Consider the following 20,018-nt stretch of genomic DNA (forward strand, 5'->3'; position numbering starts at 1 on the left):
CCGCTGACGGCCTACGGTGCCCGGTCCACCGTGAGCACCGTGCCGGTGGAGTACGCGGTGAACTCCGGCGCGTACATGGACTGCACCGTCGCCGGGCCCACGCGGAAGGTGCCCGCGAGGTTCGCGCGCAGCCGGTACTTGAACGTGTACTCGCCCACGGGCAGCGCCTCGAAGAAGAAGTTCGTCCCCGAGTCGCGCGTCTCCTCGTACCAGACGATGCCCAGGTCCCACTTGTGGCGGGACTGCGCGTTCTCCGGCTCCAGGCCCGCGGCGCGTGGGTCGCGCAGGTGCACGTACTCCGCCGCGTGCTTCAGGCGCAGGGACAGCTGCACCTCCACCTCGTCACCGGGCCGCAGCGTCGCGCCATCCGACAGCGGGCGCAGCAGCGTCTGGGTGCCCTCGCGGATCCGCACGAAGTAGCGGCGCGACACCTGGAAGAAGTCCCCGCGCTCCTCCTTCGGCAGCTCCTCCGTGGAGAAGTGCCACGTCGCGGACGCGATGGCGAAGCCCGGCGTCGTCTTCTCCACCACCGTGGTCGCCGTGTCCGCGTTCACCTCCCGCCCGGTGAGGACCACCTGGTTCTTCTTCCCCGTGTACACGTCGGGCGAGAAGGACATGGGCACCACCTTCGAGCCCACCGTCACCTTCAGCTCCTCGCGCACGGACAGCGAGCCCTCCGCCTCCATGTAGTTCACCAGCGCGTAGAGCGCCTCCGCCGTGGCGCGCGTGGACTTCCAGTGGCCCAGCTTCTTGTCCAGGAGCAGCCACAGCGCCAGGCCCGAGCGGCGGGGGTCCTTCGGGCGCAGCTCCGACAGCGTGCGCAGCGCGAAGGCGTGCGTCTCCGTGGTGTCGTTGTACCAGAGCCAGCCGCGGTCCTCGGGCGCCCAGGACGTGCCCTGGTCCTGCGTCGTCTTCGCGGAGTCCATCACGCTGTCCCAGACCTTCAGCGCGTCCTTGTTGCGCTTCGCCCGGTTCAGCGTGAGCGCCAGGTACCCCTTGAGGTACGGCGAGTGCTTCTTCCAGTGCTTGTAGGAGAAGTCGAGCATGCGCTGCCGCTCGGCCGCCGTGAGCGCCTCGCCCGTGTAGCGCGCGTCCGGATACGCCGACGCCACGAAGTTGAGGAACGTGAGGAACTCCCAGCCCAGGTCCTTCTTCATCAGCCGGTTCGAGTAGTCGCTCCGGAAGTGCGTGGCCAGGTAGCCCCACGCTGGCTCCGTCATGGCGGGTGACACCTCCACCCCGTGCTCCATGGCGCGCGACAGGCCATGCAGGATGTAGAGCGTCATGTACGGCGACGACGGGCCGCCCGGCCACCAGGGGAAGCCACCGTCCGCGTTCTGCGCCTTGCGCAGCTTCTCCTGCGACGACTCGCGCTGCGCCTGCGCCACCTTCGGGTCCAGCACGCGCAGGAGCGCGTCGTTGGACTCCGCTCCGCCCTTCGCCTCGTTGAGCCAGGGCGTCTCCTCCAGCGCCATCTTCCGGTTCGGGTCCACGTCGTCAAAGGTCTCGAAGCGCGTGCTCCGCTGGCTCAGGTCCCTGGCCACCTTCGCCACCGCCGGGTACTTGTCGAAGAGGCTGGAGACGATGCCGGTGGACACGAAGCGGTTGAGCGTCTGCTCCGTGCACTCATAGGGGTAGTCCACCAGGTACGGCAGCGCCTGGAGCACGGAGTAGAACAGCTGCGCGTCCACCGTCACGACGAGCTGCTCGTTCACCCGCGTGGGGTCGTTCGCGCTCTTCAGGTCCTCGAACGTCAGCGTCCTGCGGTCCTGGTCGCGCAGCGTCACGGTGCGCGACTGGGCCAGGTGCATGCGGCCGGGCAGCACCGGCACGGGCCGCAGCTCACCGTCGCTGAAGGCCCCCGCCTTGGCGACGACACGGAAGGCCACCGGCCCCACGCGCGCGGGCGCGGTGAGGGGGAAGCGCAGGTGCGTGCCCTTCCCCGCCGCCACCGTGAAGGCCTGCGTGGCCGTCTTCACGCCGAAGTCCGCGAGCAGGCTCTTCTGCGTGTCCGGATCCACGATGTCGAGCGTGAGCTGCCCCTGCTGCGTCTGCGCCCCCGCGTTGTTCACCACGACCTCCAGCTCCGCGCGATCTCCCTCGCGCAGGAAGCGCGGCAGGTAGGGGCGTACCATCAGCTCCTTCACGCTGCGGGTGGAGCGCTGCGCGGAGCCGCCTCGCAGGTCTCGCGTGAGCGCGTGCACCCAGACGTCCCAGGCCGTCACCGAGTCCGGCACCGTGAACTCCAGCACCGCGGCGCCGTCCGGTCCGGTGAGCAGCTGCGGAATCCAGAACGCGGTCTCCGCGAAGTTGGAGCGCAGCGGTTCCTCCGACGCTCCCGGTTCCGGGGCGCCGGGGGCTCCCTTGATGATCTGGATGATCTCACGCCGCTTCTGCTCCAGCACCGGTCTTCCCGACGCGGAGCGGGACGGAGCGGGCGGCGGGGGCGGAGGAGGCGCTGCGTCCGCCGATTCCCGCTGCACGGCCCCGGGCTTCGCGGCCATGACACGGCGGCGCTCGCCGAAGTAGCGGCGGTTGCGGTAGCCCGGGCCGCCCAGCCCGTAACCCTCCCCGAACTTCAGCGTGTCTCCGGAAGGTTCTGGCGGGGAGGTCCGGCGCTGGTCGAGCTCGTCGAAGAGCCAGTCCCCGCCGAAGCTGCCCCCGGACGACCGGAAGTCCACGTACACCGTCTGCTGCGGGTACAGCTGCGCCACCTGCGGCGGCGTGTGCGGCCCGAAGACGTTCAGCGACTGATCGTACATGTACGCCAGCAGCTCCGCGGCCCCCGCCTCCAGCTTCGCGCCCTTCGGTCCCTTCACCGTCACGCGGAAGGTCTCCTTCGCGCCGGGCCGCAGCGTGTCGCGGAACGTGGCGAACTCCAGGCTCAGCTCCTTGTCGTCGAAGGGCACGGCCACCGTCTGCTGGAAGCTCATCGACTGCCAGTCACGCACCAGCGTGAGCACCACCGTGAAGCCGCCGCGCAGGGCCTCCGTCACGGGGAGCTCCACCACCGCGCGCCCCTGCCCCGCCGTCAGCTGGCGCTGCTCGACGCGCTGGCGGCCCTGGTACACGTCCATCACCAGCGGCTGGCCCTCGAAGCCGGAGGCCACCAGCAGCCGCGCCACCTCGCCCACGCGCACGGAGGTGCGCTCCGCCTCCAGCACCGCCGGCAACCCCGCCGGAGCCCGGGCGCCCGCCACCAGGAAGTCCCGCTGCGCGAGGGCCTTCTGGCCGAACGCATCCGTCGTCTCGTAGCGCAGGCGGTACGCCCCCGCGCGCAGCGCCGGCAGCTTCACCGTGGCGACGCCGTCCGCGCCATGCGTCACCGCCGCCTGCGCGACCTCCGCGCCGTCGTCCCAGCGCCGCAGCGTCTGCTCCACGTCGAAGGCCGTCTCCCAGCGCGGCTTGAGCACGTCACCCGGCGTGGGCGACGTCTCCTTGCGCTCCTGGGCGTCCGCGTCCAGGGGACGGGGCTTCTCCACCGACACCTCCGAGGGCAGCAGCGGGCGCCCGGGGGCCTTCAAGGCGATGAGCCGCCAGCGCCCCGGGCCGGCCTGCGGAGCGCCATCCAGGTTCGAGCGGACGAGCCGCACCTCCGACGGGAAGTCCTCGCGCACGAAGCCCACGTCGGACTCCACGCGGCCCTCCACCGACACGAAGCCCAGGCGGAAGGAGCGGCTCGCGGAGCGCGTCTCGCCGCCCTCGTCCGTCAGGTCCGCCTCCACGCGGTAGCGCCACGACATGCCCTGCGCCTTCGCGAGCCGCTCGTCCGCCTCCGGGGTGAACGCCACGGTGAAGCCACCGTCCTCGCCCACCGTGGCCGTACCGGAGGCCACCAGCTCCGACGTGGCCGCGATGCGCTCCCAGAACCACCAGGGCGGCAGCACCGGCTCACGCGACACGCGCCACTTCACCGCGCCGCGCGTCACCGGCAGGCCGAAGTAGTAGCGCGCCTCGCCCTGGAACGTGGCGCGCCGGTTGAGCCGCAGCGCCTCGGGGGCGTCCTTCAGCGTCACCTCGAAGGTGGGCCGCTTGTACTCCTCCACGCGCACGCTGGCGTAGCCGTGGGGGCTCGTCCGCACGGTCCACTGGCCCAGGGGCCGTCCCGCGGGCAGGTCGAACTCGCCGGCCACCGAGCCGAACGTGTTGGTGCGCGCCTCGCGTTTGGCGACCTCCTGGCCGTTGGGGTCCATGAGCGACACCGTCACCGGCGAATCCGCGAGGACGCGGTACCGCTTCGACGCCTCCTCCGGGTGGTAGGCCACCACCTTCCAAAGCAGCTTCTGCTGGGGGCGGTAGACGGCGCGGTCCGTGTAGATGAGCGCCTGGTCCTGCGGCGTGGAGGTGTAGGACGGAGACAGGTACACCGAGCCCGGGAACACCATCGCGCCCCGGCCCCGGCCCACCACCAGCATCATGTTCTCGTAGCGGTCGGAGTCCGCGCCCTCCACCCGCAGGTCACCGTTCGCGTCGGTGCGGCGGCTGACGATGCCGAAGCGGCGCGTGCGGTAGTCCGGCTTCACCAGCCGCACCTCCACCTGCGGCGCACCCGCCCCCGTGGCGCCGTCCACCACGCGCAGCTCCACCTGGTTGGAGTGGGCCTTGCGCACCGTCACCGCCCAGGGCGACACGGACATCGGCAGGGAGACGAGCTTGCTGTGCTTCTTCGCGAAGTCCTCGCGCGTGGACAGCACGATGATGTACGTGCCCGGCTTGAGCGGCGGCGGGGTCACGAAGGTCTGGTGCCGCTGGAAGTCGGGCGTGGGCGGCAGCGCCGTGCTCCACGCGGCGTCCGGCTTGCGCGCCGCGACCAGGCGCAGCACCTCGTCACCCGCGGCGAGCAGCGACAGGTCCGCGTCCGGCTTCGCGAGCCGCGCCTCCACGTCCAGCGCGTACGCCCGGAAGTACACCGTGCCCAGGTTGCGGTGCTGCACCGCGAGGGAGCGCCGGCCCGGCCCGTCCACCTGCATCACCGAGGCGTACACCTCCGGCGCCTCCAGCCTCGCCACCAGCGCCGCGCACTGCGCGCCTCCCACCGACTTCGGCCACGCCTCCGCGCCCGCCTTCGCCAGCGCGTGCGCGGTGATGGCGCGGCCCGCCCGCTCCTCCAGCTCCGCGAGCTGGCGCTGCCCCGTGGACCACCACGGCACGTCCCGGAAGCCCTTCAGGTGCGCGGCCAGGTGCTCCCGGATGCGCCGCTGATCCGCGGCGTCCGTGAACGACCGCGTCAGGACCTCGTAGCGCCGCAGCCGCGCCTCCAGCGCCGCCTCGCGCCGGCCCGCCGCCAGGTGCCACGCCTCCAGGTCCCCCAGCACCGCCGCCACCTTCGTCAGCGGATGCGCGGACGGGTCCTTCAGCTCCACCTTCGGCGTGCCCTCCAGGAGCGCGCCCAGGTCCAGCCGGTACACCCCCTGCTCCTGCTCCGGGCGCCACAGGTCCGTGGCCTCCAGCGACGCCACCCACAGGTACGTCACCGCGTCGCGGATCGTGGAGCGGATGCCCTCCGGGTACGTGTTGGGCTGGAGGTACTCGGACAGCGCCTTCACCGGCTCGGTGCCGAACTTCTGGCGCTGCTCCCAGACGGCGGCGTACGCGCGCTGGAGCTCCGCCGTCAGCTGATCCTTCGTCCACGCCTTCAGGTCCACCGGCCCGGAGGACACCACCTGCTCGCGCCGGCCAATCTCGTAGCCGTACTCGCGCACGTAGTTCGCGAGCACCGCCGCGTAGAACAGCTGGAGCGTGGCCTGCTGCCGCGGCCCCTCCGGCCAGGGCTGCTCCTTCAGGAAGCGCACCGTCGTCTCGTAGCCGTGAAGCCGCGTGCGCAGCTGCACCGTGCGGATCAGCGCGCGCGTCCACTCGTCCGCGTCCCCCTGGGCCTTCGCCGCGGCGAGCCGGGCCTCGGCCCCCTGCGCGGCGGACTCCACCTTGTCCTCATCGACGAGCGCGTCGATGGCCTTCCACGTCGGGGGCGCCTTCGCGGGGGCCGCCACGGACACGGAGGACAGCAGGAGACACAACAGGCACGACACGACGGCCAGAATGCGCGGGCGCGGAGGAGAAGACATAGGGGCGGCACTCTAGACGCCGCCCGCGCCCCTGGCGTTCCCTTCGCTGTTTCAGGGAGTGGCGGCGGGCCCCCGGCGCCGCAGCCCCACCACGTAGACCTCCATGCTGGCGCCGCGCGTGGCCTCCGGCCGGACGATCTTCACCTCCTCGAAGTGCTGGCGCACCTCGTCACGGAAGGCCTCGAAGTCGCCGCCCATGAAGACCTTGGCCACGAACGTGCCCCCGGGCTTGCCGCGCGCCGCGGCCACCTCCAGCGCCTTGCCCGCCAGCCGCAGGCTGCGCGCCTCGTCCGTGCCCTTGATGCCGGACGTCTTGGGCGCCATGTCGGAGATGACCGCGTCGTAGGGCCCGTCGTACATCGCGGCCAGCTTCGCGTCGAAGTCGTCCGCGAGCACGTCCAGCACCGCCGTCGTCACCCACTTCTGGGAGAACGGCCGGATGGCCACGATGTCCACGCCGATGACGCGCCCGTGCATGCCCACCGCGTCCGCCAGGATCTGGAGGAAGCCGCCCGGCGCCGCGCCCAGGTCCAGCACCGCCGCGCCCTTCTTCACGGACGTAGGAAAGCGCTTGAGGATCTCGTCGACCTTGAAGGCCGAGCGCGCTCTCAGTCCCTCTTGCTTGGCTTTCTGGAAATAGTGGTCTTTAGGACGGTAGGGCTTGCCCATGTCAGAAGCCGTCCCTAGCATCCGCTACTGTCTTCGGAAAGCCGGAGCAGTCGCGGCCTGTTCATTGGCCGCGCCATCGGATATCCGGAGGGTTGGTGGCATGGGCACCCGGAGCGTGACAGCGGCCTTGTGCATCTCCCTGTTCTTCGCGGGCGGGGCTGCGTTCTGCTACGCGCGGGCGGAAGGCCTCCAGGCGGAGGGGCGCTGGCTGATGGCCCGGGGCAGCGCCCAGGCCACCGACTTCGCCCAGAAGCTGGACGGCTCCTCCGTGGATGCCCAGCTCAAGACGTTCAAGGAACGCCGCGGCGTGATGGAGCAGGCCCACCGCTGGCAGCGCGGCATGCTGCTGGGCATCATGGCCGCCGTCCTGTCCGCCCTGTCCGCCTACGTCCTCTTCCTCCTCAAGCGGCTGGACGACCAGCTCCTGGACGCCACCGGCGAGCTGCGCCGGCCCCAGGAAGCCTCCTCCCTGCCCGCCCCGGCGTTCGCGCCCAGCGTCCAGCGCTAGGAGTCTGGCAGGATGCGCCCCGTTGTTGTCTGACGGGGAGGACGCCATGCCCGGCTGCGCGCACTGCGGACGCACGCTCGACATCATCGCGAATCAAGTCGGCCGGCGCGACACGTGCCCCGGCTGTGAGGAGGACCTGCGCTCGTGCCGCAACTGCCGGCACTTCGACGAGTCCGTGGCCAAGGCCTGCAAGGAGCCCTTCGCGGAGGTGCCCCGCGACAAGGACGAGGCCAACTTCTGCGAGCTCTTCCAGCTGGGCGAGGGCGGCCTGCACCAGAAGGACTCCCGCGACGCGATGCTCAGCGCCGCGGAGGCCCTCTTCGGCAGGAAGTAGCTAGAAGCCGTACAGCTTGGAGATGATCTCCTTCATCACCTCGGAGGTGCCGCCGCCGATGGTGATGAGCCGCACGTCGCGCCACATGCGCGCGATGGGCGTCTCCTCGATGTAGCCCATGCCGCCGAAGAACTGCTGGCAGTCGTAGGCCACGCGCTGGGCCAGGTCCCCGGCGAAGAGCTTCGCCATGGAGATCTCCTTCACCGGGTTCTCCTTCCGGTCGTAGAGGTCCACCGCGTGGTAGTTGAGCCGCCGCGCCGCCTCCACCGCCGTCAGGTGCTCCACGAACTTGTGGCGCCACACCTGGAACTTGATCAGCGGCCGGCCGAACGCCTCGCGCTCGTTGCCGTACTGGAGCGCGTCCTCCAGCATCCGGTCCATGCCGCCCACCGTGGTGATGGCGCCCACCAGGCGCTCACCCTGGAAGTTGGTCATGATGTGGTAGAAGCCCTGGTTCTCCTCGCCCAGCACGTAGCGCGCGGGGATGCGGCAGTCCTCGAAGTAGAGGATGGCCGTGTCCGAGGACAGGTTGCCCACCTTGTCCAGCTTCTTGGAGACGCCGAACCCCTTCACGTCCGTGGGGAACGTCACCAGCGAGATGCCGCCGTAGCCCTCCTCCCCCGTGCGCACCGCCAGCGTGATGAAGTCCGCGCGCGTGCCGTTGGTGATCCACATCTTGGAGCCGTTGATGACGTAGTCGTCACCGTCGCGGCGCGCCGTCGTCTTGATGCTCGCCACGTCGGAGCCGCAGCCCGGCTCGCTCACGCCCAGCGCCGCGATTTTCTCGCCCTTGAGCGCGGGCTCCAGGAACTCGCGCTTCTGCTCGTCGGTGCCAATCTCGTTGATGATGGGCGTGGCCATCTGGCTCTGCACCAGGAGCGCCATGTTCACGCCCGCGTTGCGGCTGCGCGACAGCTCCTCCGCGAACGCCGTCACGTACCAGTAGTCCAGGCCGCTGCCGCCGTACTTCGGGTCGTGGTTGATGCCCAGGAAGCCCAGCTCGCCGCACTTCTTGAACAGCTCGCGGGGGAAGATGCCCGCCCGGTCCCAGTCCAGGCCATGGGGCGCCATCTCCTTCTCCACGAAGGCACGCACCGACCTGCGAAACGCCTCGTGCTCCTCGGTGAACGGGTTGAGCATCGCGAGTCCTCGGGGGTTGTCCCGCTGTGGGTTGATTCGCGAGTCAATAGCAGGCGCCCACCGTCAGCCACAAGCGACGCCCCCCGTCCCTGCCGCCCGCGACGCCCGCCTCCCTGGTGACGCAGCGCACGGGTGACGGTGTTGTGAAGAAGTCTTGAGGGCCGGGGGGCAGGCAGCCAAGCCCGCAGGATGACTGGGGAGTGGATAGTCCGCACTCCGGAGTATCCTCTTGACAGATAATCGAGTGTCGGTAATTTCTAGCCCACAAAGAAATTAGCCGGAGCAGGTGCCAGGGCGGGTGTCCCGCCGGCGAACCGGCAGGAGTTCGGACGCGTGAATCAGCGAATCTTGGCTGCCGTGGTGGCCGTGGCGGTGTCGACGGCGGGGTGCTCGAAGGCGGGCGCGGAGAAGGCGCAGCTGCCGACGCAGCAAGAGGGCTCCACCGCACTGGGAGTCAAGGCGATCACGCCGGCCACGGAGCTGGAGCAGAACGTGACGCGCGTCACCGGCCAGGTGCGCTCCAAGCAGGAGGCCGTCCTGGGTCCCCAGGCGACGGGCACGCTGGCGAAGGTGAACGTCCGGGTGGGCGACAAGGTGAAGAAGGGCGACGTGCTGGCGCAGCTGGACACGTCCAACGTGAGCATCGCGGTGGACCAGGCGAAGGCGGCCAAGGACATGGCGGACGCCGCGCTGCAGCTGGCCTCCAGCAACCTGGAGCGCATGCGCAAGGTGGCCGAGTCCGGCGGCGTCGCGGCCAACACCCTGGAGCAGGCGGAGATCGGCCAGAAGCAGGCCGCGGCCCAGGCGGCCCAGGCCGGCGCGGCGTACCGGCTGGCGGTGGAGAACCTGCGGGACCACTCCATCATCGCGCCCTTCAACGGCATCATCACCGCGCGCACGAAGAACGTGGGTGACTCGGTGGCGATGACGCCCTCCACCCCGGTGTTCTCCATCGTGGACGCGGACGGGCTGGAGATCCGGATGCTGGTGCCGGAGTCCGTCATCGACAACGTGGCGCCGGGCACCGTGACGCCGGGCACCGTGAACCCCAGCGGCATGCGCTTCGAGGCGAAGGTGGCCAACGTGGGCGCCGTCATCGACGCGCAGAGCCGCACCGTGGAGGTGCTGGCGGACGTGACGGGCACCCCGGAGCGCCCGCTGCGCCCCGGCGCGCTGGTGGAGATGGACTTCTCCAAGGCCGCGGGGGACGCGGGCAACGGCCTGTTCCTGCCGGCGCAGGCGGTCAGCAGCAAGGGCCAGGACGGCTTCGTGTGGGTGGTGCAGGACGGCACCGTGCGCAAGCGCGACGTGCGCGTGCAGCGGGTGCTGCCGGGCTACGTGAAGGTGCTGCAGGGCCTGACGGCGGAGGAGCGCGTGCTCGCCGACGCCTCGTTGGACGTCAAGGAGGGAACCGCAGTGCGCGTGGCGCAGTAGCGGTTCCCCCTCTCCTCTTCTTTCTGGGTATCTGAATGCTCAAGACCTTCATTTCACGGCCCATCTTCACCGCCATGCTGATGCTGGCGGTGGTGGTGTTCGGCCTGTTCGCCTATCCGAAGATCGGCGTGGACCAGTTCCCCGACGTCGACTTCCCCGTCGTCACCGTGACGACCGTCCTCCCGGGCGCGGACCCGGAGTCCATGGAGAAGAACGTCTCCGACCCGCTGGAGGAGGCGCTCAACACGCTCAACGGCGTGGACACGCTCAAGTCCATCAACCTGGAGAGCGTTTCGCAGATCGTCGTGCAGTTCAAGCTGTCCACCAAGGTGGACGTCGCGGCGCAGGACGTGCGCGACCGCGTCCAGGCCACGCTGAGCAAGCTGCCGGATGAGGTGGAGACGCCCGTCGTCGAGAAGTTCGACATCGGCGCCGCCCCCATCATCACGCTGGCGCTCGCGGGCGCCCTGCCGGTGGAGGAGCTGACGCGCGTCGCGGACGACATCGTGAAGCCGGCGCTCCAGCGCAACCCGGGCGTGGGCAGCATCGACATCGTCGGTGGCCGTGAGCGGGAGATCCAGCTCGTGGTGGACCCGAACCGGCTGCGCGGCTTTGGCCTGGCCATCAGCGACGTCAGCCAGGCGCTCAAGGCCCAGAGCCTGGACGTCCCCGGCGGCCGCAGCATGGACAGCGGCCGTGAGCGCGTGGTGCGCCTCACCTCCGAAGCCAAGAGCGTGGAGGACATCCGCAACATCATCATCACCAGCACGGGCGGCGCGCCGGTGCGCGTGCGCGACATCGCGGAGGTGGTGGACGGTCCCGCCGAGCAGCGCTCCGGCGCGAAGAGCGGCGAGCGCAGCGCGGTGGCGCTGGTGGTGCGCAAGCAGTCCGGCTCCAACACGGTGCAGGTGGCGGACCTGGTTCAGGAGTCGCTGGCGGAGATCAACAAGACGCTGCCCGCCGGCGTCCAGGTGGAGACGGTGACGGACAACGCGCGGTTCATCCGCTCGTCCATCCACGCGGTGCAGGAGGACCTCATCCTGGGCGGCGTGCTCGCGGTGCTCATCGTGCTCGTGTTCCTGCGCAACCTGCGCTCCACCATCGTGGCGGCCATCGCGCTGCCGGTGTCCGTGGTGGGTACGTTCGCGGTGATGGCGGCGCTGGGCTTCACCTTCAACATGATCACGATGCTCGCGCTGACCCTGTCCATCGGTCTGCTCATCGACGACGCCATCGTGGTCATCGAGAACATCGTCCGTCACATGGAAGAGGGCGCCTCGCCCATGCAGGCCGCGCTGGAGGGCGCCGGACAGATTGCCCTCGCGGTGCTCGCGGTGACGCTGGCCATCGTGGCGGTGTTCATCCCGGTGGCCTTCATGGACGGCATGATCGGCAAGTTCTTCTACCAGTTCGGCGTCACGGTGGCGGTGGCCACGCTCATCTCCTACGTGGTGTCCATGACGCTCACGCCGATGCTGTCCTCGCGCCTCCTGCGTGAGCACGGCCACCCGACGGGCATCTCCGCCAAGGTGGAGAAGGTGCTGGTGGGCATGGAGACCGGCTACCGGAAGATCCTGGGTGGCATCCTGCGGCACCGCCTCATCACGATGATCGTCGCGGTGGGCGTCCTCGTCCTCACCTTCGGCATGATGCGGTTCCTCAAGTTCACGTTCATCCCGGAGCAGGACAACGGCAACATCAAGCTCACGGTGGAGCTGCCCATCGGGTCCACCATCCAGGAGACCCAGGCGCAGCTGGACACCTTCGCGACCCAGGTCCAGGCGCTGCCGGGCATCGCGTCCACGTTCACCACGGCGGGCGGCGGCGTGCAGGAGGAGGTCCACAAGGGTGAGGTCCTCATCAACCTGAAGCCGGTGAGCGAGCGTGAGTTCAAGCAGAGCGACCTGAAGGCCTACCTGCGCCAGACCATCAAGGCGCCCCCGGGCGTCGTGGTGGCCGTGCAGGACGTGGCCGCGGTGTCGGGTGGTGGCGCGCGGTCGCAGCAGGTGCAGTTCAACCTGCGCGGCGACAACTGGAAGGAGCTGACGGAGTCCGCGGAGAAGATGCGCCAGGCGATGCTCAAGAACCCGGGCCTCACCGACGTGGACATGACGTACCGCTCCGGCAAGCCGCAGTACGACGTGCAGGTGGACCGCGACCGCGCGGCCACGCTGGGCGTGCCGGCCGCGTCCCTGGGCGCCACCCTGCGCGCCTACCTGGGCCGGGACAAGGTGCTGGACTACCGCGAGGGCGGTGAGACGTACGAGGTGAAGCTGCGCCTGCCGCCGGCGACGCTGGCCTCCGCGGACGCGCTCGGTCAGCTGGCCGTGCGCGCGCCGTCCGGGCAGCTGGTGGAGCTGCGCAACCTGGGCCGCATCGTCCCCGCGGAAGGGCCGGTGCAGATCGACCGTCAGGCGCAGCGGCGGCAGATCACCATGCTGGCGAACCTCAAGGAGGGCTACGCGCTCTCCGACGCCATCACCTACATGCAGGGCTACGCTTCCACGGAGCTGCCCAAGAGCGTCGTGGGCGAGCTGGAAGGCAACGCGAAGGAGCTGGGCAAGTCGGTGGCCGCGTTCGGCACGGCGCTGCTTTTGGGCATCATCCTCATCTACATGATCCTCGCGGCGCAGTTCGAAAGCCTCATCCACCCGTTCACGATCATGCTGTCGCTGCCCTTCGCCTTCATCGGGGCCATTGGCGGCCTGCTCCTCACCGGCCAGTACATGTCCATGTTCGCCCTCATCGGCGTCATCATGCTCATGGGTCTGGTGGTGAAGAACGGCATCCTCCTGGTGGACTTCACGCTGCAGGTCCGTGAGAAGGGCCGCACGGCGCACGAGGCGCTCCTCGAGGCCGCCCCGGTCCGTCTGCGCCCCATCCTGATGACGACCATCGCGATGATCGCCGGCATGATCCCGGTGGCCATCGCGAAGGGCGACGGCGCGGAGACGCGCGCGCCCATGGCCATCACCATCATCGGCGGCCTCATCACCTCCACGTTCCTCACGCTGGGCGTGGTGCCGGTGGTGTACTCGCTGATGGATCAGCTGGCCGCGCGCTTCAAGCGCAAGAAGGGCAGTGACGCGGGCTTCGCGGGGGGCTCGGGCACGGAGCATGGCCCCGTCAACCAGGACCGCGAGCGGGAAGCCGCCGCGGCCGCCGCGGCGCGGGTGGAGACGGCTTGATGCGTCGCCCCACCTCCATCACCTCCCCCTCGGAGTCCGAAGCGCGCTCCGAGGGGAAGGACGAGGCCGCCGAAGAAAAGGCCGCGATGGAGCGCCTGCTCCAGGAAGGGGATCAGTCCACGCCGGACTCACGCCGCTTCATGGGGCTCATCCGGGAGCTGGCCCACTTCCGCTCCCTGAGGGATCCGCTGGCGAGCCTCTGCGACGACATGCGGCTGACCCCCACCCAGGTGCACGCGCTTGGGTGGCTGGGCATGGATGGCCCCATCCAGGTGGGAGTGCTGGCGCAGCGCATCGGCATCACCAAGAAGACCATCACCGGGGTGGTGGACCGCCTGGAGGACATGGGCATGGTGGAGCGCGGCCGGGACGCGGAGGACCGCCGCGCCGTCACCGCGAAGCTCACCGACCGGGGGTGTGAAATCTACAAGGTCATCCAGCTGATGACGGACGCAGGCATCCGCCGCCTGATGGGCCTGCTCCCCGAGGACGACCGCGAGGCGCTGTTCGGCATCATCGAACGGATGCTCGCCCGCATGAAGGCCAGCGCCCCGCCGCGCTGAAGAGGGCACGGCAGGTGCGTGGAGGGGCGCGGGCTGCGACACTGCCCGCGCCCATGCTCCCCTCCTTCGTGGCCCTGCTCGGGCTTGGCCTGAGCGCCGCTCCCCCACCCTCCCCCGCCGCCCCTTCCGCGTCCGCGGTGCTCCACGCGCAGTGCCGCGTGCACGCGGCGGACCCGTCCCGTCCCTGGGCGCTCGCGCACGGCATGGACCTGGACGGGAAGGCCTTCCGCGCACGCGACGGCCGCCCCGCCTCGGACGCCATCGTCGCGGGCTTCCTGCGCCGCGACGCCCCGGACGCGGGGGCCTCGGCCCGCTACTTCTTCGACGCCTTCACCCCGGACGGCACGCCCGTGGAGCCGCACCCGGCGCTCCAGGTGAAGACCTTCGTGCTCGCGGGATACCCTCGCTCGCACACGTTCCGCACGGCGTGGGGCAAGGTGACGCTGCGCGAGCTGGTGGCGTCGCTCCAGCACGACTTCCGTCCCGCGCTCGCCGCCTCACCGGAGGGGGCGTGGGCGCTGGACGCGCTGTCGCACGTGCTGGAGCCCGGGGGCTCGTTCGTCAACGGCGCGGGGGAGACGGTGCGCATCGACGCGGTCATGGACACCGCGCTCTCCACGCTGGAGGCCGCGAACGCGGAGCTGGCCCGGGGCCTGAAGGCGGGCCTTCCCCAGGTGCCCAAGAACAAGCAGGGCATCTACGCGCACCCGTGTGGCGGGCTCCACTTCTTCCAGGCCGTCGCGGGCTGGGCGCGCTTCCCCGCCGTGCGCAAGGCGTGGGGCTCGCGGCTGGACGCGCAGGTGGACGTGCTGGTGTACCGGCTGGGGTCGGAGACGCGGCAGTACGAGGCCGCGCTCACCGCCGCGCCCGCGTACCGCGTCCCGGTGCTGGTGCAGATGATGAAGTTCCACGGCCACTTCCTGGAGGCGCTGGGGCGCTACCGGGACGAGACGGGCTGGAAGCCCACGCCCGCGCAGGCCCGCGCGGTGGCGGCGGCGAAGGCCGCGCTGGAGAGCGCCACGCTCCGGCTGGAGGCCACGGGCGCCTTCCGCGACACCGGGGCCCTGGCCCGGACGCAGCCCCAGCTCGCCCTGGACCTGGTGGGCGACGCGTGCCACGCGGCGCGCGGCTGGGACCTGTGGGCCCCCTCCGCGAAGCCCCGGTGAGCCGCGAACGTCGACCCGAGCTTCAGGGCCCGTCCTGACGCTGTCCGCCCGGCCGCAGGCGCTGGAGGCCCGCGGAGAGCGCGGCCTTCCCGGAGGCCATCCACCGGCGGCCCCGCTGCCGCGCGACCATCACCGAGCCCAGCACGAGCCGCTGGGCGCGCATCTGGAGCAGGTCCGCGCGCAGCTCCATGGGCGTCACGGTGCGGATGCGGCCCTGCTCGTAGGCCTCCGTGATGGCGCGGCGCTGGAGCTTGCCGCTGCTCGTCTTCTGGAGCTGGCCGTAGCGGATGAAGAGGACGTCCTCTTGCGCGAGCGTGACGCCCACCGTCTCCAGCACCGACTGGCAGACCTGCTTGCGGCTGTCCTCCAGGCGCTCCAGCGCGGACGGGTGGTTCACCTCCGCCAGCACCACGAGGCGCCCCTTCACCTGGATGACGGCGGTGCGGCCCGGGCGGATGAAGGCCAGCCGCTCCACGGCCTGCTCGAAGTCCGCGGAGAAGAAGCTCTGGCCGTTCACCTTGATGCGGTCGTTGATCCGCCCGGTGATGAAGAGCTCGCCGCCCTGCTGGAAGCCCAGGTCGCCCGTGGCGTAGAAGCCCTCCTCGCCGCGCAGGGGCCGGTCGTCCAGGAAGTACGACGGCGCGAGGCTGCCGCCGCGCAGCTCGATCTCGCCCATCTCGCCCTCGCCGCACACGCGGCCGTCCTCCGCGCGCAGCCGCACCTCGAACTCCGTCAGTGGCTGGCCCACGGAGATGGCGGGCTGGCCATTGGGCGCCGTGATGACGCGCACCGTGCGGCCCGGCGGCACGCTCGCGACCAGCAGCACCGTCTCCGCCATGCCGTAGCAGGGCATGAACACGTCGCGCCGGAGGCCGCACGGCGCGAGGATGTCCAGGAACTGCTCCAGGTTGGGGATGTTGATGGGCTCGCTGCCCAGGTAGATGCTGCGCACGCGCGACAGGTCCAGCCGCTTCAGGTCGTCCGCGTCCGCCGACTTGAGCGTCTTGAGCGCGTAGTCGATGGCGAAGTTGGGGATGACGGAGCCCATCACCTTCTCGGAGGAGATGAGCTCCAGCCAGCCCAGCGGATCCATCAGGAACGAGGCGGGCTGCGACAGGAGCAGGTCATTGCCCACCGCGATGCAGGTGAGCAGCCCGCCGATGAGCCCCATGTCGTGGTACAGCGGCAGCCAGCTCGTCACCCGGTCCTCGGACGTGCGGCCGTCGTGCCGGGTGATCATCCGCAGGTTCGCGGCCAGGTTCTCCTGGGTGATGGGCACGCCCTTGGGGAACGACGTGGACCCGGACGAGAACTGCACGAACGCCAGCTCACCGGGCGCCACCTCGCGCAGCTTCGCGCCCGCGCGCTTCGCCCCCGCGGGCGGCAGCGACAGCCGCTCCAGGGGCAGCTCCAGCCCGGCCAGGCTCGGCGCGTCCAGCACGAGCGAGGCGCCGTAGCGCTCCCGGATGCGCGCGAGGAAGTCCCGGTAGGGCCCCTTCGGCGTGCTCAGGATGTACGGCTTCACGGACAGGGGCACCGCGCCCAGCTCCATCAGCCCCAGGAACGAGAAGATGACGGCCGTGGAGGTTTCGAACGGCAGCACCACGCGCGTGCCCGGCGCGATGCCGCGCGCGCGGAAGTGCTCCGCCGCCCCGGCCACCCGGGAGGCGAACTCCCGGTAGGGCACGAACTCCGGCGGTCCGACGAAGTCGTCGTAGAGAAACAGACCGCGTCGCGGATCCACCGCCTCCAGCCGCTGGATGATGTCGAGCATGCGGACCTCCCCTCCTCGTGGTTCTTCAGTGCGCGGGCGCCACCTGGCGCATCCACGCGAGTACGCGGGGCAACACCTCGGCGCGGGCGCGCTCTCCGCGCACCACGTCGAAGTGGCCCGCCTCCCAGCTGAGCCCCTGCGCGCGTCCCAGGACGGCCAGCTCCTTGCGAGCACTGCCCAGGTGGGCCACCAGCTTCTGCGCGCGCGGGGGCGACGCGTGGAACATGTCCGCCGCGCCCACGCCCGCGAACACCGGCAGCGTCACCCGGCCCAGCGCGCTCCAGTAGTCCGTCGCGCCGTCCGCGCTGCGGAACGCGCCCGTGGGCGCCCAGTCCGTGAACTGCCGCATCACGCCCGCGGGTTCGTCCCAGGGTCCCTGCTTCAGCGCCTTCGCGGGGAAGCGCCCCAGCACTCCCGCCACCGCGGAGGAGAAGCCCAGCTGGAAGCGCTTCTTGAACCCGCCGTCGGTGTAGTCGTTCACCGCCGAGGACAGCGTGCACACGCCGGTCAGCGACGCCTGGAGCGAGGGGTCCACCCCCAGCGCCGCCAGCGCCGCGTAGCCCGCCATGCTGTGGGCCAGCAGGAACAGCGGCCCGGGGTGGCGCGAGCGCACGGCCCGCACCAGGTCCGGGAGGTCGTGGCGCACGTACGTGTCGAAGCTCCAGTCGTACGCCCGCTTCGCGGGCCAGCGGCTCCTGCCATGGCCGCGCAGGGACGCGACGTAGGCCACGCAGCCCTCGTCCACGAAGTAGCGCGCCGGTCCGTCACCCTGCCCGCCCAGGAAGAAGCGGCCGTCGGAGAACAGACCCGGGACGAAGAGGATGCCGGGCGCGGAAGGAGGCGTCGCGGACGTGCGCGCCTCCACGACGTGCAGCGCGTGCTCCTGGGACGTGGGGACCCAGAACTCCTGCGAGGCGAACTCCGGCTTCGCGTTCGTGCTCATGGGCGCGGTTCCCCGGCGGCGGTGGCCACCGGGACGCGCGCGGCGTCCAGGAACTGCTGCAGCGACGCGAGCGACCGGGCCCGCGCGTCCAGGAAGGCCACGCTCACCAGGGCCTCCACCGCCAGCGGCCCGTCCGCCGCCAGGAACACGCGCTGCCGGAAGCGCGCGCGGTAGTTGAGGCCGTCCGCCTCCAGCTCGTCCGCGGCGGGCGACTCCAGCTCCGTGTGCACCACCACGTCCCCGGGGGGAATCTCCCGGCGGTAGTCCACCTCCACGCGTGACACCACGGCCACCACCGGCCCGCCGCGCGTCAGCCCCTGCCGCTCCAGCCAGGCCCAGCGGCCGGCCTCCAGGTACTCCAGCGTGGTGGCGTTGTTCACGTGCCCCAGGACGTCCAGGTCGTTGGGACGCACGCGCAACGTGAGGGAGGACTCTTCGAAGTGCACGGGGGATGTCCTTCTGGCTGCCGGGGGGTGGCAGCGACTTCAGGGGGACGGAGCGCGCGTCACGAGGACCACGGACGAGACGAACCCTCCGCTATGCGACAGCGATACAGCGACCTGCAGGCCCTCGCGCGTCAGGTGCGCCGCGAGCGTGCCGTGGAACCGGAAGCGCGGCGCGCGCCGCGCGTCGTGGACGAGCTCCGCGTCCGTCCAGAACCAGCCGTCCACGGCGGGCAGCGCCTTGAAGAGGGCCTCCTTCGCGCTGAAGCCCGCCGCCAGGCTCTCCACCGGGTTCGCCGCGCGCTCGAAGTGGGCGAGCTCCGCGGCGGTGAAGAACACGTCCGGCTCCCGAAGGGCCCGTGCGGCCTCCAGCTCCGTGACGGCCTGGAGGTCGTGGCCCAGGCCCATCAACACCCGACGAGGTCCATCCAGGTGTCCTCCACCTCCTCGCGCGACGTCACCGTGATGCCGGTGATGCGCTTGAGGGCGTGGAAGATGAGCTGCTCCTTCTTGCGCAGCGCGTCCGGCGCGTAGAAGCCCTCGCGGTGCTCCAGCTGGTCCCACCAGTTGACGTGGGTGTCGCGGGATTCCACGCGCTCGCGCTTGCTGCCGTGCACCTCGCCGCCGTCGCGCAGGAACAGGTGCGCCACGGCGAAGGCCTCCTTCGCCTTGTACGCGCCGCTGTCCACCAGCGCCTTCGCGAAGGCGATGAAGTAGTTCATGTGCTGCACTTCGTCCGCCGCCACCTGCTTGAACAGCGCGCGCAGGCCCGGGTCCTGGACCATCTGCGAGCACTGGCCGTAGTCCACCGCCGCCACCACTTCGGAGATGGACAGCAGCGTGAGCGTGCGCAGCATGTCGTCGTCGGGGAACACCTTGCGGAACTCGATGAAGGTGGCGTCGGTGATGGGCTCCAGCCGCAGCACCGTGGACAGGCGGTTGAACGCCGTCTCGTGGTGCGCCTCCTCCTCGTTCCAGTAGCGGCTCCACGTGCCGCACGCCTGCATGATGGCGGCGACCGTGGGGTCCTTCTCCTGCCACCGGCGGCACTCCACGTCCGCCAGCCGCTCCAGCCGGTCCGCGCCCGGCTTCGTCGTCAGCTCCGCGCGCCCCGCGTTCCACACCAGGTGCCGGTCGGCTTCACCAATGTGCGTGAAGTCCACCGCGGAGAGCAGCTCCACCACGCTCCAGCGCCGCGATTCATGCAGCCGCTGCTGCTCCCAGGTGATGTCCACCAGCGACAGGCCGCGCTGCGTGAGGGCTTCGTACAGCTCCGCCATGATGGCCGGACGGCCTTCGGACGGGGTGACGCGGGGGGAGGTGACGGTCGCTTCTTCGTGCTCAAGGCTTCGCGCCAGGACACTCATGCCGACTTCCGCTCCGGGTTCGTGACTTCGCCCATGAACACCGACAGGACCTTCGACACGGGGGTATCCAGGGACAGCGCGGGCAGGCGCACCCGCAGTCCAAAGTCCTTGCGCAGCCCGTTGGACGTACGGGCAAAGGCTTCCATCAAGTCCACGCTGTTGGTCATGCGCTCGGAGCGCGTGATGAGCGCCGAGAGGGTCAGGTCTTCGGAGAACAGCTCGGCCTCCGTGAGACCCACGTTTTCCGCGAACTTCCTTCGGATGTATGACTCGAGCTCCTGCGCGTCGGGCACGGGGGACCTTCCTTCCCAGGGCTTGAAAGTCGATTTCCCAGTCAGAAAACAGGAAAGATCTAACTGTGGCTCCAGAGCTGTCAATCAGCAACGGGTCACTTTGGATCCGCGTGCGAAGCCGCCTTCGCGGG

The 20,018-nt window shown here is 70.5% G+C and carries 15 protein-coding genes; 6 read left to right on the forward strand and 9 right to left on the reverse strand.

All coding sequences use genetic code 11. The annotated features are described in order from the left end of the window. Positions 1-11: 11 nt before the first annotated feature. Both NR792_RS12225 and NR792_RS12230 read right to left on the reverse strand, forming a co-directional pair. Positions 12-6,065: an alpha-2-macroglobulin gene (locus tag NR792_RS12225; protein WP_375760227.1), complete on the reverse strand. Its 6,054-nt coding sequence runs from the start codon at positions 6,063-6,065 to the stop codon at positions 12-14. Between the two features lie 51 nt (positions 6,066-6,116). Further along, complete coding sequence (locus tag NR792_RS12230) at positions 6,117-6,755, reverse strand: SAM-dependent methyltransferase (protein WP_375760228.1); 639 nt, start codon at positions 6,753-6,755, stop codon at positions 6,117-6,119. A 79-nt stretch (positions 6,756-6,834) separates the two neighbouring features. On the opposite strand from NR792_RS12230, the gene NR792_RS12235 reads away from it, so the two are divergent. Both NR792_RS12235 and NR792_RS12240 read left to right on the forward strand, forming a co-directional pair. Then, positions 6,835-7,242 carry a hypothetical protein gene (locus tag NR792_RS12235; protein WP_375760229.1) on the forward strand — a complete coding sequence of 136 codons (408 nt, stop codon included), beginning with the start codon at positions 6,835-6,837 and terminating at the stop codon, positions 7,240-7,242. A gap of 46 nt (positions 7,243-7,288) precedes the next feature. Beyond that, positions 7,289-7,576, forward strand: a complete 288-nt coding sequence (locus tag NR792_RS12240) for a hypothetical protein (protein ID WP_223742259.1) — start codon at positions 7,289-7,291, stop codon at positions 7,574-7,576. On the opposite strand, the gene NR792_RS12245 is transcribed toward NR792_RS12240, so the two are convergent. Continuing rightward, a complete protein-coding gene (locus tag NR792_RS12245) occupies positions 7,577-8,716 on the reverse strand; it encodes an acyl-CoA dehydrogenase family protein (RefSeq protein WP_375760230.1) in 1,140 nt (379 codons plus the stop codon). It lies immediately after the preceding gene. 333 nt (positions 8,717-9,049) lie between these two features. Here NR792_RS12245 and NR792_RS12250 point away from each other — a divergent pair, with 333 nt between their 5' ends. Genes NR792_RS12250 through NR792_RS12265 form a run of 4 tightly spaced genes read left to right on the forward strand, consistent with a single transcriptional unit; the run spans position 9,050 to position 15,067 of the window. After that, on the forward strand, positions 9,050-10,150 hold the full coding sequence (locus tag NR792_RS12250) for an efflux RND transporter periplasmic adaptor subunit (protein WP_375760231.1): 1,101 nt from the start codon (positions 9,050-9,052) through the stop codon (positions 10,148-10,150). Between the two features lie 35 nt (positions 10,151-10,185). Further along, on the forward strand, positions 10,186-13,338 hold the full coding sequence (locus NR792_RS12255; protein WP_375760232.1) for an efflux RND transporter permease subunit: 3,153 nt from the start codon (positions 10,186-10,188) through the stop codon (positions 13,336-13,338). Next, positions 13,338-13,901, forward strand: coding sequence for a MarR family winged helix-turn-helix transcriptional regulator (locus tag NR792_RS12260; RefSeq protein WP_375760233.1), 564 nt, complete (start codon positions 13,338-13,340; stop codon positions 13,899-13,901). The genes NR792_RS12255 and NR792_RS12260 overlap by 1 nt, the downstream gene beginning before the upstream one ends. A gap of 53 nt (positions 13,902-13,954) precedes the next feature. After that, entirely contained in the window at positions 13,955-15,067 is a 1,113-nt protein-coding gene (locus tag NR792_RS12265) for a hypothetical protein (protein WP_375760234.1), read from the forward strand. Positions 15,068-15,089: 22 nt separating this feature from the next. Here the strand turns inward: NR792_RS12265 and NR792_RS12270 are convergent, their stop codons facing one another. From NR792_RS12270 to NR792_RS12295, 6 genes are read right to left on the reverse strand one after another with little or no spacing between them, the layout of a single operon-like run. Next, positions 15,090-16,841: an AMP-binding protein gene (locus NR792_RS12270; RefSeq protein WP_375760235.1), complete on the reverse strand. Its 1,752-nt coding sequence runs from the start codon at positions 16,839-16,841 to the stop codon at positions 15,090-15,092. Between the two features lie 25 nt (positions 16,842-16,866). Then, positions 16,867-17,784 (reverse strand): alpha/beta fold hydrolase, encoded by a 918-nt coding sequence (locus NR792_RS12275; RefSeq protein WP_375760236.1) that lies wholly within the window; start codon positions 17,782-17,784, stop codon positions 16,867-16,869. Continuing rightward, a complete protein-coding gene (locus NR792_RS12280; protein ID WP_375760237.1) occupies positions 17,781-18,230 on the reverse strand; it encodes an acyl-CoA thioesterase in 450 nt (149 codons plus the stop codon). The genes NR792_RS12275 and NR792_RS12280 overlap by 4 nt, the downstream gene beginning before the upstream one ends. A gap of 39 nt (positions 18,231-18,269) precedes the next feature. Beyond that, positions 18,270-18,635, reverse strand: coding sequence for a holo-ACP synthase (locus NR792_RS12285; protein ID WP_375761605.1), 366 nt, complete (start codon positions 18,633-18,635; stop codon positions 18,270-18,272). Continuing rightward, on the reverse strand, positions 18,635-19,594 hold the full coding sequence (locus NR792_RS12290) for a ferritin-like domain-containing protein (protein WP_375760238.1): 960 nt from the start codon (positions 19,592-19,594) through the stop codon (positions 18,635-18,637). The genes NR792_RS12285 and NR792_RS12290 overlap by 1 nt, the downstream gene beginning before the upstream one ends. Then, positions 19,591-19,887: a hypothetical protein gene (locus NR792_RS12295; protein WP_375760239.1), complete on the reverse strand. Its 297-nt coding sequence runs from the start codon at positions 19,885-19,887 to the stop codon at positions 19,591-19,593. Before NR792_RS12295 ends, NR792_RS12290 begins: the two co-directional genes overlap by 4 nt. Between the last annotated feature and the right edge of the window lie 131 nt (positions 19,888-20,018).

This window comes from Corallococcus exercitus, from assembly GCF_042231735.1.
Taxonomy (GTDB): Bacteria; Myxococcota; Myxococcia; order Myxococcales; family Myxococcaceae; genus Corallococcus; species Corallococcus exercitus_B.